The organism is Komarekiella delphini-convector SJRDD-AB1, assembly GCF_014831675.1.
Taxonomy (GTDB): Bacteria; Cyanobacteriota; Cyanobacteriia; order Cyanobacteriales; family Nostocaceae; genus Komarekiella.
The window spans coordinates 18,937-35,146 of the sequence record NZ_VJXY01000043.1; the positions used below are offsets into that span (position 1 = coordinate 18,937).

Below are 16,210 nucleotides of genomic sequence, written 5' to 3' on the forward strand. Positions count from 1 at the left end.
ATATGTCACCGGATTTTAGAGAATTAGTATAAGAAGGTAGAAGAATATGAATATCGATACTCAGTGGATGAAAACAGATGTGCTTGTCATTGGTGGTGGTACAGCCGGGACAATGGCTGGAATTAAAGCCAAACAAGCGAATCCCGATGCAGAGGTGTTGATTTTAGAAAAGGCTAACATACGTCGCAGTGGTGCGATCGCAATGGGGATGGATGGGGTAAACACCGCAGTTATTCCCGGACATTCCACGCCAGAACAATACGTCCGCGAAGTCACCCTTGCTAACGATGGCATTCTCAACCAAAAAGCTGTATATCAAACAGGCAAATTAGGTTATGAAGTCATCCAAGAATTAGAAAGCTGGGGTGTGAAATTTCAAAAAGATGCCCAAGGCAACTATGACTTAAAACAAGTGCATCGTGTGGGTAAATATGTCTTACCCATGCCAGAAGGTAAAGACCTTAAACCAATTCTTACCCGCCAAGTCAAACGCCACAAAGTCAAAGTCACAAATCGCGTCATGGCTACTCGTGTGTTAGTTAAAGCCGGACGTGCGATCGGTGCAGTGGGATTTGATGTCAGAAACGGCGATTATATTGTTATTCAAGCGAAAGCCGTCATCCTCTGTACAGGTGCTTGTGGGAGACTAGGATTACCTGCTTCTGGCTATCTCTATGGCACTTATGAAAATCCTACCAATGCCGGGGATGGCTATTCAATGGCTTATCATGCAGGCGCAGAACTCAGCAATATTGAATGCTTTCAAATTAATCCTTTAATTAAAGATTACAACGGCCCCGCCTGCGCCTATGTTGCTGGGCCTTTTGGCGCACATACAGCCAACGCCGCAGGAAATCGCTTCATTAGTTGTGACTATTGGAGTGGTCAAATGATGTTGGAAATCTGGAAAGAATTAAACTCCGGGAAAGGGCCAGTCCAACTGAAAATGACCCATCTTGATGAAGATACAATTGCTGAAATTGAATCCATACTGTGGGCGAATGAACGACCAAGTAGAGAACGTTTTCATCAAGGCAGAAATGAAGATTACCGCACTCACGGAGTCGAGATGAACATTTCAGAAATAGGCTTATGTAGCGGTCACAGTGCCTCTGGTGTGTGGGTGAATGAAAACGCTCAAACAACTGTCTTAGGTTTATATGCAGCCGGAGATATGGCCAGCGTTCCCCATAATTATATGATTGGAGCATTTGTTTTCGGTCGTATAGCCGGAACTCATGCCATTGAATATATTGAAGATTTAGATTTTATAGAGCCAGATACAGAGTTTTTAGAAGCTGAAAAAGCTAGAATTTATGCACCTTTAACACGTCCCAATGGCGTACCTCATACTCAAGTCGAGTACAAATTAAGACGCTTAGTTAATGATTATCTGCAACCACCAAAATCAGGTAACAAAATCGAAATTGGTTTGAAGCATTTTATCACATATCAACAAACACTAGATGTAATGGGCGCTCGTGACCCCCATGAATTAATGCGTTCTATGGAAGTTCATTTTATTCGTGATTGTGCAGAAATGGCAGCCAGAGCATCATTGTATCGTCAAGAAACTCGCTGGGGACTTTATCATTACCGCTTAGACTATCCACAAAAAAATGATGAAGAGTGGTTTTGTCATGTCAATTTAAAGAAAAATGAATTAGGACAAATGATATTGTTTAAGCGTCCTGTAGAGCCTTACATTGTGGAAGTAGATATAGTCAAAGAATCGTATAGTGTTGCAGCTAAGTAAGAGGATATTTTAAAAATTTTAGGCGAAATGTAGGGTGTGTTGTCGTGCAGCGCAACGTACCATCAGCAATTCAATGATTTTTCTAAATGCTGGAGCTAATTAACCCAACTCGTGATTTGTATTTAGAGTTTATTGATATGGTGGCGGAATATCAAAAACATGGTGAATCACGCCTATTTGATCAAAATAATTTGACGTTAATTCAAGAAAATTTTTCAGCCTATATTCAATATTTAGAAAATAATTCAAAAGGTATTAGTTTAAAGCCTGGTTTTGTACCTGCAACAACTTTTTGGTTAGTGAAGCAGAGTAAGGTAATCTTGGGGGAAAGCCAATTGCGCCACTGGTTAATACCTACTTTAGAACATCGAGGAGGACATATTGGATATATGATTCGTCCTCTCCAAAGAAGCAAAGGATATGGTACACAAATATTGGCTATGACTTTAGAAAAAGCGAGAAACATGGGTTTGAGTCGCGTTCTCTTAACCTGTAAGCAAGATAATCTTGCTTCCGCCTGCATAATTCAGAAAAATCAAGGTAAATTAACAAGTGAGGAATTTTTGGAAAATTCAGACACAGTTATTTCTCGTTATTGGATTGATTTATGAAAACTTAATTTGAGCCTAATACAAAAAATGAGTTATCAAGCCATAATTTTTGATCTAGATAATACACTGTTAAATTTTGAAATATGCGAACGTCAAGCTATTCTTGGCGCGTTGGAAGCTTGTACAATATCTGTGGATTTGAATGAAATAAGTGAAAGTGTTGTTCTGCAAGTATTTGAAAGTTATAATTACCAGTATTGGAAACAGCGAGATGTCTTTTCTCTTAGTGAAATAACCGAGATGTCTTATCAAAATACACTTGCTGAGTTGAATATAAGAGCAGATAAAATTAGTCATCTTGGTCAAAATTTTTGGCAGATTTTTAATCATTCAGCCGTTACTGAACCTGATGTATATGAAGTGCTAACTGTTCTATCACTTAATTATCGGTTAGCCGTTATCACCAACGGTTTTATAGCAGCACAAGTACCAAGAATGCAGGCTGCGGGAATTGATCATTTTTTTGAAGCAGTTGTAGTTTCTGAAGCAATTGGTTTTGCTAAACCGTCTCCTGAAATATTTCATTATGCGTTATCTAAATTAGATTTAACCCCAGCACAAGTCCTCTACGTTGGAGATTCTATTAATCATGACTATGCAGGAACAAAGCAAGTCAATATTGATTTTTGCTATTACAACAGAAAAAATCACGCTTTAGCAAAAAAGGTGCAACCAAAATTTATCATAACTCAACTTTTCGACTTGCTGGAATTAGTCAAATAATTTTCAGTCAATTACCTTAATTATTGATAAATAATGACTATTTATAATTCAATTGGTCAACAATATTCCCAAACTCGTGTTCCTGATATCCGCATTGTCAATCAACTAATTGATTTACTCAATTTAGCCAAAGGTAGCGTTATCGCTGATATTGGTGCTGGTACTGGTGGTTATAGTTTAGCATTAGCTAACCAAGGATTTTTTGTTCATGCTGTTGAACCTTCTATAGTGATGCAAAAACAAGCAGTAGAACATCCACAAGTTAAGTGGTTTACTGGCTATGCAAAAAATTTACCTCTACCAGATAAGTCTGTTGATGGTATTGTAAGTATCTTGGCAATTCATCACTTTAGTCATCTCGAAAAAGCGTTTCAAGAAATGCAACGAATTATTAGAGATGGGACAATAGTTTTGTTAACTTTTGATATTAGATTGGCTCAGAAAATATGGCTTTACGATTATTTCCCATTTTTGTGGGAAGATGCCTTACGATTTTTACCACTTAATGAACAGATTAATCTAATTCAGAGTAACACTCAAAGACGTGTTGAAGCCATACCCCTTTTGTTACCATATGATTTATCTGATTTATTCGCAGCAGCAGGATGGAGACGACCAGAGTTATATCTTAAACCAGAAGTACGTGCGGGAATATCATCTTTTGCATTAGCAAATCAAGATTTAGTAGAGAAAAAAGTAAAGTTACTTGCGGCAGATTTAAGTAGTGGAGAATGGACTAAAAAATATGATAATATTCACAACTTAAAAGAAATTGATATCGGTTATCGTTTTATTTGTTAGAAGCATATCCAAATATTTCCAAAATATATGATTTATGTGTAAAACATCCAGCCTTTATTGGCGCACAGCCTGATTTACAACCTGATGCTTCAAAGTATCATCTTGATGATGAATATTAATTGAGCAAATTCCATAGCCTACTAATGTCGTTTGAAGGTTCCAGCACAATAGTATAATTAAATAAAAAAGGGCAAGTAGTTTTTATGGCTTTAATCAATCAAAGAATAGATGTTCCTGTGATTGTTGATGAATCAAAATGTTTGGAAAAATGCACAGCTTGTATTGAAGTTTGTCCTCTTGATGTATTAGCAAAAAATCCAGAAACAGGGAAAGCTTACATGAAATATGATGAATGTTGGTTTTGCCTACCTTGTGAAAAGGAATGTCCTACTAATGCAATTACTGTGCAAATTCCTTTTTTATTACGTTAAATATTAGTGTATTTAAAATCATGAATAATGATATACAACATTGGTTAGAAATGCTGCGATCGCCTGATGTAAATGACCGCATAGTAGCAGTCAAAACATTGCAACATCTTGGCGAAGAAGAAACAGTAGACGCACTAATCATCGCTTTACAAGATAAACATATTGCTGTTCAAAAAATAGCTATATCTGCCCTTAGCGAGATTGCTAATTCTGTAGCTATTCCTGCCTTAATTGAATGTCTCAGTTCCGCAGATACAGATATTCGCACTGAAGCTATATCAGCTTTAAACGAGTTAGTTACCCAGAATGATTTACTACTGTTGCTAGATAAACTTCAGAGTGATGATATAAATACCCAACTAAATATCTTAGTACTGTTGCGGAAGATTCATGACATTCAATCTTTACCGTATATTTCACCATTTTTATCATCAAAAAGTCCCGAATTACGTGAGGCAGCTATTACCACATTACGGCATCTCAATAAACTAGAAAAATGTCCACAAGCTTTAGATTTAATATTTGATGAATCAGCAATTGTCCGTCGTGCTACTGCTTTAACTTTAGGACATCTACAAGATACACAAGTAATTACAATACTTGCTCAAGCACTTACAAATGATAGCGACTGGCAAGTTCGCCGGAATGCAGCCAAATCTCTGGCTATTGTTGAAAATCAGCAAGCAATTTCAGCGTTAGAAATAGCTTTAAGTGATGAACATTGGCAAGTACGCAAATCAGCAGCACAAGCTTTGCAAACAATCCCAGATATTCAAGTTATACCGAGATTAATTCAAGCATTAACAGATGAATATGCAGATGTTCGCAAAGAAGCAGTAATTGCTCTTGGTAATTTAGCTCATACTGATATTATTAACCCCTTGCAACAAGCCTTAGATGACCCTGACAAAGAAGTGTCCATCCAAGCGCAACGAGTAATTCAGAAGATGCAAACAGATAGAATAGTCTCAAGGGAGCAGTAAATAACTAAGGGAAAGCGCAATGGGAAATCCATTTCCTGGAATGAACCCGTATTTGGAACAACCTGAACTTTGGCATCAAGTTCACAATCGTTTAATTGTAGCGATCGCTGATGACCTAACTCCCCAAATTGCCCCTAAATACCGAGTTTCTATTGAGGAGCGAGTTTACACTAGTGTAGATGATATCTTACTCGTAGGAATTGCTGATGTAGCAGTTGCTACGAGTAACATTATAGATAACAATATAACTTTGACTGCTGCAAAACTTGCTGAACCTAGTAAAGTGAAAGTTCCTGTACCTGAACAGATAACTGAGCGATTTTTAGAGGTGAGATCGACTCAAAGCAAAGAAGTAGTCACTGTGATCGAAATACTTTCTCCTAAAAATAAACGCTCCAAAGAAGGTAGAGCCGCTTATGAGAGCAAAAGACAGAAAATTCTAGCTTCTGCAACCAACTTGGTAGAAATTGACCTATTGAGACAAGGTGAGTCAATGCCTATTCTCGGAGCATCAGTTGCAGATTATAGTATTTTAGTTAGTCGCAGCTACAACAGACCTGATGCTGATTTATATACTTTCGATTTAAAAAAACCAATTCCTGTTTTTCCTGTACCTTTGCGTGAGGGAGAACCTGAACCGATAGTTGACTTACAAAGGTTATTAAATGAAGTTTACGAACGTGCTAGATTTGATTTAGCAATTGATTATTCACAACCTTTAAAGATAGTGCGATCGCCCGAAGAAGAAGCTTGGGTAAGAGAAGTTTTAGAAAATATTTAAACTAGAGCAAGAGATAAAGTGCAACCAGATTCTCGTCAGAAAGAAGTAGTCCAACTACTCAAACAGGTTATCGAACCTACCTTAAAAAATGACATCGTTAGTTTGGGAATGGTGCGAAATCTCCGCATAGTTGATGACTATATTTACTTACGTTTATATATTGGTTTTCATCAGCACCAATTACAGACAGAAATTCAATTCTTATTATCATCTTTATCTTGGTGTAAAAAAACTTATATTCAAATTTGTACAATTCCCGGTGTTAAAACAACTCTTGCCGTTTCTAGTGGTAAAGGTGGTGTGGGCAAATCCACAACAGCCGTTAATCTAGCCGCAGCTTTAAAATTACAAGGTGCAAAAGTAGGATTATTAGATGCTGATGTTTATGGCCCCAATGTTCCCCAAATGTTGGGTTTAGGACAAGCTGATATTCAAGTGATTAATACTACCACAGGAGATAAGTTTTTACCTCTAGAAGTTCAGGGAATAAAAGTAATGTCAGTGGGTTTACTTGCACAAGCAAATCGTCCTTTGGCATGGCGGGGGCCTGTATTGCATAAAATTATCACGCAATTTTTGCAAGACGTGGAATGGGGTGAATTAGATTATTTATTGATAGATTTACCTCCCGGTACAGGTGATGCTCAAATTACAATTATCCAAGAAAGCCCAATTTGTGGAGTTATTTTAGTGACAACTCCTCAACAAGTGGCTGTTGCAGATGTACGACGTAATATATATATGTTTCGCCAAGTGGGTGTTCCTGTCCTTGGCATAATTGAAAATATGAGTTATTTAATTTGTGGTGATTGTGGTTCACGCATGCCGATTTTTGGTAGTGGTGGCGGCGAACAACTGGCTACAGAATTACAAGCGCCTCTGTTAGGACAAATTCCTATTGATCAGCGCATTTGTAGCGGTAGTGATACTGGAAATCCGATTGCGCTAAGTGAATACGCTTCACCAGTCAGGAAGGTTTTTATAGAAATAGCTACTTCGTTAAATGCTACTTTTATGACAAATTAGGACTCCTATTTGATTTTTGAACAAAACTCAGTACACATCTATCCCTTCTTGACTGTTCCCCATTCCCTACCTTTCGCGCTTGCGCTGCGCTTCTTGCACCACACATGAATCAAATACAAGAAGAAGACGCGATGAATCGCGTCTCTACGAGGGGTGATGAGGTGGTTGTTCGCGATGGGCTACGCCCCGCTGTAGGCGATCGCGTTCCCAATTGATTGGGTTATTGATAATATATTGTCTAATTTTATCGAGGGCAAATTCATCACGAATTATGTTGTCATGAAACCTTTCTTGCCATCCAAAACCTTGATAGATTTGATTAATTTCAAATGTACATCGTCCTTTGTACCACCTAACAATTTTAGAAAGGGAATTTTTAGACAACATCGGGTTAAATAGCCCAGTAACCCCACCCCGTTGACCATTCCCCCCCCGTAGAGACGCGATGAATCGCGTCTTCTTGTGTTTGATTAATCATTAGAATTCCATGAATATGATTAGGCATGACGCAAAACGAATCTATATGACAATTAGAAAAATGATTAGGAATCTCGTACCACAATTTATGAGCAATTTCTCCAATTGGTGATAACTGCATTTCACCTTGCACAACCTCACCAAAAAAGCATTTTTTACCGTCCGTGCAAATAGTAACGAAATATCCACCATTACTAGCATAATTCCACGCTGGTAAACGTGTTGAATCAATTCGATATTTACTTTTGTATTTAGGTTTGTTATTTTTTGGTTGAGGATCATAATTATTCATGATTACATCTTTGATTGATACAAAAATTTATGCAATTATTGCTTTGCATTGATGTAATTGCCAACCCAAAAAACTCGGAATTATTCAAAGCAGTGATCGCTTTTTGATTGCCTGGGTCAATTTTCCCGAAGCTAGATACCGCTTGCCAGTCGTAGCCGAAACCGTAACTTTTCTTGATCGATTGCCCGTTTTGCCAAACGTCCCAACGCAGTATTGAGTAACCGATACGTCTGAAAATTTTCTAAAGCGTTGGCGTTTGCTTGCCAAACATTCACCTAACAAGTCAGCATAACCCGCGCATTTTTCACTCATCCCGTCAATTGCTGGGAAATCTCAGTTAATGATTGGAGTGAAGACATTTTATCTGCTGCATCCAACAATAACCACACAGAATTATTCTTGAATAAATCTGCTAAAGCCTTTTTCTCTTCTTCTGTTGTATCTTCTACCGATTTTAAAGCATCTTCCAGCCAATCTTGCAGCAGATAATTTTTTACACTCTTTCCTTGCAAGTCTGCCTCAAAACGCAATTCAAAGAGCGATCACTTTCTTGCTAACTCTGCAAATAACATTAATTAGTGTAAATGCCGAAAACCTCATTCAGCAAGGAGATTCACCAATCGAGGTTTTAATGTGTATGATTAATGCAAGCAAAGAGGGGCTGTGGCTATATTGGTTGTTATACAGGAATCCGGTTTAATTGCGTCAAAAAATCTAATACCAATTTAATTAATGATTGCAACACATCCTTGGTTCAAGACGCGATGAATCGCGTCTCTACAAGATGGTATATTTATTATTTTTCAAATTGGTATCAATATAGCGTTTTTCGATTGTGTGCAATACGGTTCGGATAAGGTTTTTTGATGAAAAAAATCATAGATCACAAAAACGCTTTGTAGAGACGGCGATTTATCGCGTCTCTTTCTAATGAGGTATATTTTAAAATTTTTCATCAATCGGAATTCGATAACCGTTGGCGAGGCAATTAGTCATGTTTGCAGTAACCGCGATCACCATCAATTCACCAAACATTGTTTCACTCATCCCTTTAGCAGATGCCGCAGCTGTATGAGAGGCGATGCAATATTCACAACCATTAGTCACACTCACAGCAATGTAAATCAATTCCCGTACCAGTGGATCGAGTTCTCCAGGACTGGTCATCACTTCTTTGACTGACTGCCATGTTCACACTAAAGTAGGGGGATGGTTAGCTAGGGCTTTCCAAAAGTTGTTGATTTCGTCAGTCTGACGAGTAACACGATATCTTTTGCTTTTTTAGAATTTAATATAAATAAGCTAGGGATTGCTCCCTAACTGAGATATCCATTCATGTAGCTACACACTTGGAATTATTGATACTGATTTGTGAATCCTTGGGGTACTATTGCATCTTCTAAATCAGCCCCTAGCAAGTTTGCACCTTGGATGTTAGCATTTGTGAGATTTGTTTTTTGTAAATCTGCCTTTTGTAAGTTTGCTCCTTGCAAATCAGCCCCTAGCAAGTTTGCTCCCTCTAGATCTGCATCATATAAGTTTGCCCCTTGCAGATTTGCTTTGGCTATATTTGCTTTGCTTAAATCTACTCCCTGTAAATTAGCTGTTGCCAGGTTTGTTCCTTGTAAATTCGCTTTTTCTAATTCTGCTTCTTGTAGATTTGCACCAGCCAAATTAGTTGCTTGTAGATTTGCCTTGTCTAATTGCGCTCCAACTAAGTTGCATCCAACACATTCATTAGTTGTTAATAAACGTTGAACATTTGCAGCTACAGTATTCACTGGCAATACTGTAGGAGATGTAACTGTATCAAGCCTCGATCTTGCTGCTGCAATACCTGTGCGGTTAAATCTGACCACATCTCACGCTGGATTTTTTGAAATCGGGGATCTGTGCGAATTGCGATCGCAGAACGTTCTGTTGGTAAATCAATCTGAAATTCCTTGACAATTTTGCCAGGACGTAAACTCAATAAAAACACTCTTTGCGAAAGTGCGATCGCTTCATCGAGGTCGTGAGTTACCAAAATAAAGGTGCATCCCGTATCGCGCCATAATCGTAGGAATTCATCCTGTAAAAGAGCGCGTGTTTGAGCATCAAGACTACTAAGAGGCTCATCCAGTAACACAACATCTGGTTCATAAATTAACGTCCGAATCAGCAAAACGCGCTGCTGCATCCCGCCCGACAATTCTCTCGGAAAACTCTGCTCAAAACCATACAAGCCATACTTTGCCAACAGCGCCAAAGCCTTTTCCCGTCCTTCATTTCGCGGTACACCACGAATTTCCAAAGGAGCAGTGACATTATCTAGGACTGTCCGCCAGGGTAGTAGGGTTTGCTTTTGAAACAAGTAGCCAATTTCTTTGATGCCACTATTATTAAAAGTGCCCTTGACATCTGTACCAGGACGAATTAATCCCGCAATCACATTGAGTAAAGTACTCTTACCGCAGCCACTTGGCCCAATCAGCGCGACAAATTCACCAGAATTGACAGTCAAGCTGATATCTTGTAATGCTTCAATTCGCTTATTCTTACTCCAATAATAAATGGAGAGATTTTGGGTAGTAATCATAGGGGTTGACATAAGCAAAAATCCCAAGGGAAAATTAAAACCTAAAATAGCCATAATTACAAACTACGAACTACGAATTACGAATTACGAATTACGAATTGGTATTACTCCCCACTCTCTATGTTCAAGTCAGCTAAGAGACAGATAACGAAGCAACTCGGTTATTGACGATCTGCTCGAAAGTTGCATCAGGCTCTATCAGTCCCCAGTTCACCATCCAGTCGTAAGTACGACGGAAGTCAGCTTCAGGGTATGGTGCTGGGTCTGCGTAGCGCAATCGGTTGCGACGGAAATCTGAGGGTTCAAGGTGTACGATATCTTCTGCTACGTCGTCGATCAGATACTTCACATACTGGAGAGGGTCATTTTGTAGATCTTTCACCGCTCGACGGATTGCCCTATTAATCGCCTCGAATGTCTCTTCATCCAGATCGGGGCTACCAATCTCTAGACCTACATAGTGTGCCTCTGCGATAATTTTGTAGCCAAGTTTTTCTGCTACTGTAATCCACGGTTCCATGACGGCAACTGCATCAACAACTCCGTTACGCAAAGCGACAAAGCGGTTGAAACGCTTTCCTTGACCGCCACCATCGATATGTACCACTTTGATTTCTTCTTTGGGTAGGAAACCTTCAAGGGTTTGAATAGCGATGTAGTGGGAGCCGTGGTGAAAGTTGACACCAACTGTTACGTTAGCTAGGTCTTGAGGGATATTTATTGTAGGGTGAATCGGGTCGCACGATGATTGCTTGGCTGGCAATGGCAGCACGTTTAGCTACGACCTGACCACCACGAGAACTGTCATAGGTGCGTCGCACCTGTCCCCACTCACAAGCACGGTAGAGGGTAGTTTCTCCCTGCTCGAATAGTGATTTGCCGCCAAAAGAAAAGAGTTTACTTGGTGATGATCTTCAATCAGTTTAATATCGGGTATGCGATCGCTAGAGTTGCGTTTAACAAACTCAATATCAATCCCCTCATCTGCAAAGTAGCCTTGATCGCGAGCTACGTAATACGGCAATGAGAACACAGTTCCACTGATCTCATTCTTGATCTTTTTGAGAGTTACAGAGTTACTCATGATATGTATTATTCCCTGAACAGGATGTAAATTTTACAAGTAATGTTTGTTCTCCGGCATCTACACGTATTTAGTCATGATTAAAGTTTTTGAGGCGAGTCAGTCTTTTGAGTTTGCCTAGCTAATGGTTAGACAATTTGCCGCCTAGCAGCTTGAACATGAGCGGTCATAGCAAGAGGAGCGCTATTAATTAAATTGTAATTTACCAAGTTTTTTTAAGGCGAAAAATAATGAGCTAATATGTAATGCTTGCAATAAAATACCGCTTTCAATTAATTCTATAACTTTTTCTAAAGGGAACAGCAATACATCAATTTCTTCTGTATCATCCAAATTTAAATCAGCTATCTTTTCTACATTTGTTGCTAAAAAACAATGAGTAAGATTATTATGGTTGGCTGGATTGGGTGATAATATGCCAGTTTCAACAAAATAATCGCTAGCGTAACCTGTTTCTTCTAATAGCTCACGTTTGGCTGCTGCAAGTGGTGATAAATCTTCTGCTTCTACAGCACCGCTAGGTAATTCTAAAACTATTTTTTGTAGACCGTGACGATATTGTTTGACTAAGACAATTTCCTGATTTTTGGTTAAAGCTACAACATTTACCCATGTTGGATATTCCAGAACATAATAAGGCTCGACTATTTTGCCATCATGCATTTGGCAAGTATCGGCTCTTACTGAGATCCATCTATCTTGGATAACATATTTAGAGTTTAATACATTCCAATCAAATGAATCCACTTTACTGAATCCTTGGTTTGTTAGTGAGAATGCGATAGTCTCAGTTCATAGCTGTGAACAAGCAATTTAGGAATATCATCTGGAGTATGGGCAATTAAATCAGCACCGTAGCTCTTTAACTCTTCCTCAGTTCCGTAGCCGTAGGTGACACCAATTGCAGTTACATGATTGTGCTTGGCTCCAATCATATCGTGCGAGTGATCGCCCACCATAACCACATGAGAAGGTGAAAGATTTTCCGTGACTAAGATGTGATTAATTAAGTCAGCTTTTACACTCCGCGTGCCGTCAAGTTCACTCCCATAAACCCCATTGAAAAGCGACGACAAGCCAAAATGTTCTATGATTTGTGTAGCATAAATATGTGGTTTAGAAGTCGCAACAAAAGTTTTATAACCAGCAAAACGAATAGCGTCTAAGGTTTCTGAAATTTTGGGATAAAGGGAGTTTTCAAATAATCCTATCGTAGCAAAGCGACTGCGATAAAGTGAAATGGCTTGTTCTAAAACTGTGTCATCTGAAGTCTTCAGTAGCAGCGAAAAACTATCTTGGATTGGAGGGCCAATACACCAATGTAATTTATCAGCATCGGGTGGTCTATAACCTAGTTCAGATAACGCAAACTGAATGCAGCGAGTAATACCAGGCTTGGGATCTGTCAAAGTCCCATCTAAATCAAACAGAATAGCGTAATTAGAAACAAACATTAATACCCCACAGCCAAATGCTAGGAGCAAGATTCGAGAAAGCACTCAACTGCGTTATGGAAGTTCGCTCCCGTAACGCAGTAGCTCCCTAATTATCCTAAACTAAAGCGGGTTCACGTCGGTTATATGCAGAAGAGTCTCCCTTAATAGCCTCACTCTGCCTACCATCAATACCAACAGGAATATCACCTACAAGTGTGACACGCTGAACGTGGCGAGGTTGATTGCCGTAGTCAGCGATCGCATAATGTTGAGTAGCGCGATTATCCCAGAAAGCTACATCGCCAACTTTCCAACGCCACCGGACAGTATTCTCTGGACGTGTGATGTAAGCTTGCAATAATTTCACGATTTCATCAGATTCATTCTGTGATAAACCGCGCAGGCGGCGCACGAACCCACCGATAAACAACCCACGTTCACCGGATTCAGGATGGACGCGGACAACTGGATGCAGGGTTTCGTATAAAGTTGAGGTGAAAACAGCCCGATATTCTAAGACTTCTAGTGGCAAGTCAATTTTAGCTGCTGCATAATCGTAGGCGTTGCTGTGTACTGCCCAGAGTTGGTCAGCAAGATTACGTAGAGCAATTGGTAAATCTTCGTAGGCAGTCACGGAGTTTGCCCAAATGGTGTCACCTCCTGATGGCGGAATGACCAGCGCTCGTAAAATCGAACCAAGGGGCGGACGGTCTACAAATGTGACATCGGTGTGCCAAGTGTTAGCGCGGCTCACAGTCTTGCCGTAATTCAGGTCAAGAACTTCTGGGTTTTCTGGAAGTGATGGGACGGTGGGATGAGCTGTTGTCACTTCCCCAAAGTGTCGGGCGAAGGCTACTTGTGCTTGAGCGTCAAGGTTCTGCTCTCGGAAGAAAATGACTTTGTGTTTAACTAAAGCTTTACGGATATCGCTGATGATTTCGTCGCTAAGGTTACTGTTCAGGTTAATACCGATGATTTTTGCACCGATACGTCCGGCGATTGGTTTGATGTCAAAGTGTTGGGAAGTCATGGTATTTATTCCAAGTTAAATAAGATTGTGGATTTGTCTCATGCAGAGAGTCAAAGTATGTTTGAAAAGTCATGATTGATGTATCAAATATTTTTACCCCACCCTAACCCTCCCCTTATAAAGGCTACAGTGTACACACAAGTCTTTGAGAGTGGCCTCACAAGCTTTTGATCCCCCCAACCCCCCTTTTTAAGGGGGGCAAAAACTTCTCAAAGTCCTCCTTTTTAAGGAGGATTTAGGAGGATCTACACGATTTTGGTTTGGTACAGAGATGTGTGTACACCGTAGCTTATAAAGGGGAGGGAACCGGATTTTCTTATTTTCCCCCTTTGGGGAGCCACTGCGTTGGGCGGCTCTGCCGACTTGAAGCAAGTGGCGTGGGATTAAGGGGGGTAATAATTCGATTAAAATCACAACATACTACTTTTCAAACAACCTCTAAGAGTTGGAGGAAGTTTTTGCTATCTATGCGGGGTAAAAGACGAATGTTCGTAGTTCGATGCTTTCTCGTGGGAGAGCGTTGGCTGGGCTGGTGGGGTCTTCAAAGGCTGTATGGGCGGCAAAACGGGCGTGTCCGTCTTCTGCGGAGTCGAAGCATTTGATAAATAGTGCTTCGTCTGGGTGCATTTGTGGGAAGTAGAACCATTTATGTTGGGGATTATACGTGACTCCATAAGTTTCACCGACGCGATCGCGGTACACTAAATCACCAGCAACAAGGTCTGTTGGTGCGATACTTTGCGCGTCACACAATGCTAATGGTGACTCTTGGATTGGTTGGGCGATCGCTCGCCAAACATTGATGATGGCAAATCGTTGTTTTAGTAGCGCATCAATGTCATCTATGCCTCGCGCTGCTAATTCCAAACGGGCGCGAGTATAGCCTGATTTGGCAGTGAAGTCGTTGTGTACGCGCTTGGCAGGTTCCTTAATATTATTCTCACCTGGCTTGGAGTTACCAGCATTACGAAGGGTGTGATCGAATATCACTACCTTTGTTGCACCCGTCACCTCTTTTAACAATTGCTCGGCTTCTAGATAGTAGACGCGGCGTACTTCGTCTTCATCGTAAAAGTCGCTGACATTAGTAGTATGTCCAGTAAACGCAAAACCTTCTTTATCTAACGAGATGTTCTCTGAGATAGAACGAGCGTTGTAGATGGGTAGTTTGTGCGTCTGATAAATTCCATTCGTGCGAGGAATCCCAGCCGGCGGTTCGTAGGTATAGTTAACAGGTTTTTCTGCCATTGGAATCAGGTAACTGAGGTTAGCCTCTACGTATGGCAGTTCTTGGAAAATCGGTCTGTCTAGAACTTGGTTATTTAAGCTCATAGGTCATCCCATTTTGGATTTTGGTAATTGTTAGTTGTCAGTTGTCAGAAGGCAGGAGGCAGAAGTGAAGAATTATCTCCCTCATCTCCCTCATCTCCCCCTGCTCTATTTCTGTCCTGCACCAACAGGAACAGGTTCTCCGAGAACTTTGGCGAATCTTTGTAAATAGAAGTCCACAGGATTTGCTACTGCTTGAATTGAGGAGCGATCGCCTACCAGATTCCACCATGTCTGCAAACGAGGTGTTTCTGCTGGTAGTGTGAATTTACGGAAGTGTTCTAAGAGTGGTAAACGTTCAAACCAGGGATAGAAGCTGATATCAACTAGGCTAAACTGATCTCCTAACAAGTAATCACCTTTACCGAATCCTTCTTGTTCAATATATAGAAGTGCTTCTGTGAACTCTGTTCGTCCTTGTTCTTGTTCGGTGCTATCTTTACCGCGCAGAAATTTGTTAAAAGCTGGGACAAGGCGAGTATTGGCGTAGTCTATCCAAATCCGAGCGATCGCTTTTTTTGCCGGATCGCGGGGTAACAAAGGTGGTTCGGGGAACACTTCATCTAGATATTCATTAATAATCGCAGATTCGTAAATTTCTACATCCTCATGTTTGATAGCCGGAACTTTACCATAGCGCGAAATCTGCGTGTATCCATCTGGTTTGTTTTGTAAGTCAATTTCTATCTCAGTGAAGTCAATGCCTTTTTCCAATAAGACTACACGGGTACGTTGAGAGAAGGTAGAGGCTTTAGCGAAGTACAGTTGTATGTTGCTCATAAAATTCTTTCCTTGTCGTTATCGTGAATGCAGACTATGTGAGATTGCACAACTTAGAGCAATAAGACAGAAGCTAGATATGTTGATTAGTG

At 40.1% G+C, this 16,210-nt stretch carries 20 protein-coding genes and 1 pseudogene; 8 read left to right on the plus strand and 13 right to left on the minus strand.

All coding sequences use genetic code 11. The features are described from left to right. The first annotated feature begins 46 nt into the window (after nt 1–46). From FNW02_RS27990 to FNW02_RS28025, 8 genes are all read left to right on the plus strand, one after another. Complete coding sequence (locus tag FNW02_RS27990; RefSeq protein WP_191760744.1) at nt 47–1,756, plus strand: fumarate reductase/succinate dehydrogenase flavoprotein subunit; 1,710 nt, start codon at nt 47–49, stop codon at nt 1,754–1,756. Nucleotides 1,757–1,842: 86 nt separating this feature from the next. Then, on the plus strand, nt 1,843–2,367 hold the full coding sequence (locus FNW02_RS27995) for a GNAT family N-acetyltransferase (RefSeq protein WP_191760745.1): 525 nt from the start codon (nt 1,843–1,845) through the stop codon (nt 2,365–2,367). Nucleotides 2,368–2,394: 27 nt separating this feature from the next. Further along, nucleotides 2,395–3,090: an HAD family hydrolase gene (locus FNW02_RS28000; protein ID WP_191760746.1), complete on the plus strand. Its 696-nt coding sequence runs from the start codon at nt 2,395–2,397 to the stop codon at nt 3,088–3,090. A 33-nt stretch (nt 3,091–3,123) separates the two neighbouring features. After that, nucleotides 3,124–3,891, plus strand: coding sequence for a class I SAM-dependent methyltransferase (locus tag FNW02_RS28005; RefSeq protein ID WP_191760747.1), 768 nt, complete (start codon nt 3,124–3,126; stop codon nt 3,889–3,891). 203 nt (nt 3,892–4,094) lie between these two features. Beyond that, nucleotides 4,095–4,322, plus strand: a complete 228-nt coding sequence (locus FNW02_RS28010; RefSeq protein ID WP_012408944.1) for a 4Fe-4S dicluster domain-containing protein — start codon at nt 4,095–4,097, stop codon at nt 4,320–4,322. Nucleotides 4,323–4,342: 20 nt separating this feature from the next. Then, a complete protein-coding gene (locus FNW02_RS28015) occupies nt 4,343–5,305 on the plus strand; it encodes a HEAT repeat domain-containing protein (RefSeq protein ID WP_191760748.1) in 963 nt (320 codons plus the stop codon). Between the two features lie 19 nt (nt 5,306–5,324). Further along, nucleotides 5,325–6,086, plus strand: a complete 762-nt coding sequence (locus FNW02_RS28020) for a DUF4058 family protein (protein ID WP_191760749.1) — start codon at nt 5,325–5,327, stop codon at nt 6,084–6,086. A gap of 18 nt (nt 6,087–6,104) precedes the next feature. Then, the gene (locus FNW02_RS28025; RefSeq protein ID WP_191760750.1) at nt 6,105–7,112 is read left to right on the plus strand and encodes a P-loop NTPase; all 1,008 of its coding nucleotides are present in this window, start codon (nt 6,105–6,107) and stop codon (nt 7,110–7,112) included. A 391-nt stretch (nt 7,113–7,503) separates the two neighbouring features. Here FNW02_RS28025 and FNW02_RS38950 read toward each other — a convergent pair whose 3' ends face one another. The 13 genes and pseudogenes from FNW02_RS38950 to FNW02_RS28080 form a co-directional block, all read right to left on the minus strand. Further along, nucleotides 7,504–7,881, minus strand: coding sequence for a transposase (locus FNW02_RS38950; protein ID WP_225225943.1), 378 nt, complete (start codon nt 7,879–7,881; stop codon nt 7,504–7,506). Nucleotides 7,882–8,012: 131 nt separating this feature from the next. Next, entirely contained in the window at nt 8,013–8,156 is a 144-nt protein-coding gene (locus tag FNW02_RS38955) for a hypothetical protein (protein WP_225225944.1), read from the minus strand. Nucleotides 8,157–8,189: 33 nt separating this feature from the next. Further along, the gene (locus FNW02_RS28035) at nt 8,190–8,393 is read right to left on the minus strand and encodes a hypothetical protein (protein ID WP_225225945.1); all 204 of its coding nucleotides are present in this window, start codon (nt 8,391–8,393) and stop codon (nt 8,190–8,192) included. 430 nt (nt 8,394–8,823) lie between these two features. After that, nucleotides 8,824–9,147 (minus strand): annotated as a pseudogene (locus tag FNW02_RS28040) (carboxymuconolactone decarboxylase family protein); the annotation flags it as partial. Between the two features lie 89 nt (nt 9,148–9,236). Continuing rightward, entirely contained in the window at nt 9,237–9,662 is a 426-nt protein-coding gene (locus FNW02_RS28045) for a pentapeptide repeat-containing protein (RefSeq protein ID WP_348535455.1), read from the minus strand. Beyond that, entirely contained in the window at nt 9,659–10,471 is an 813-nt protein-coding gene (locus FNW02_RS28050) for an ABC transporter ATP-binding protein (RefSeq protein WP_191760752.1), read from the minus strand. The genes FNW02_RS28045 and FNW02_RS28050 overlap by 4 nt, the downstream gene beginning before the upstream one ends. Before the next feature lie 121 nt (nt 10,472–10,592). Beyond that, nucleotides 10,593–11,231, minus strand: coding sequence for an ABC transporter substrate-binding protein (locus FNW02_RS28055; RefSeq protein WP_225225946.1), 639 nt, complete (start codon nt 11,229–11,231; stop codon nt 10,593–10,595). A 6-nt stretch (nt 11,232–11,237) separates the two neighbouring features. Next, on the minus strand, nt 11,238–11,543 hold the full coding sequence (locus tag FNW02_RS38960) for an ABC transporter substrate-binding protein (protein WP_225225947.1): 306 nt from the start codon (nt 11,541–11,543) through the stop codon (nt 11,238–11,240). A 186-nt stretch (nt 11,544–11,729) separates the two neighbouring features. Beyond that, entirely contained in the window at nt 11,730–12,290 is a 561-nt protein-coding gene (locus tag FNW02_RS28060) for an NUDIX domain-containing protein (RefSeq protein WP_191760753.1), read from the minus strand. A gap of 20 nt (nt 12,291–12,310) precedes the next feature. After that, a complete protein-coding gene (locus tag FNW02_RS28065; protein WP_191760754.1) occupies nt 12,311–12,997 on the minus strand; it encodes an HAD family hydrolase in 687 nt (228 codons plus the stop codon). 97 nt (nt 12,998–13,094) lie between these two features. Further along, nucleotides 13,095–14,009, minus strand: a complete 915-nt coding sequence (locus FNW02_RS28070) for a TauD/TfdA dioxygenase family protein (protein ID WP_191760755.1) — start codon at nt 14,007–14,009, stop codon at nt 13,095–13,097. A 465-nt stretch (nt 14,010–14,474) separates the two neighbouring features. Beyond that, the gene (locus tag FNW02_RS28075; protein WP_191760756.1) at nt 14,475–15,341 is read right to left on the minus strand and encodes a CmcJ/NvfI family oxidoreductase; all 867 of its coding nucleotides are present in this window, start codon (nt 15,339–15,341) and stop codon (nt 14,475–14,477) included. A gap of 105 nt (nt 15,342–15,446) precedes the next feature. Further along, nucleotides 15,447–16,118: a glutathione S-transferase family protein gene (locus FNW02_RS28080; protein ID WP_191760757.1), complete on the minus strand. Its 672-nt coding sequence runs from the start codon at nt 16,116–16,118 to the stop codon at nt 15,447–15,449. Nucleotides 16,119–16,210: the final 92 nt, after the last annotated feature.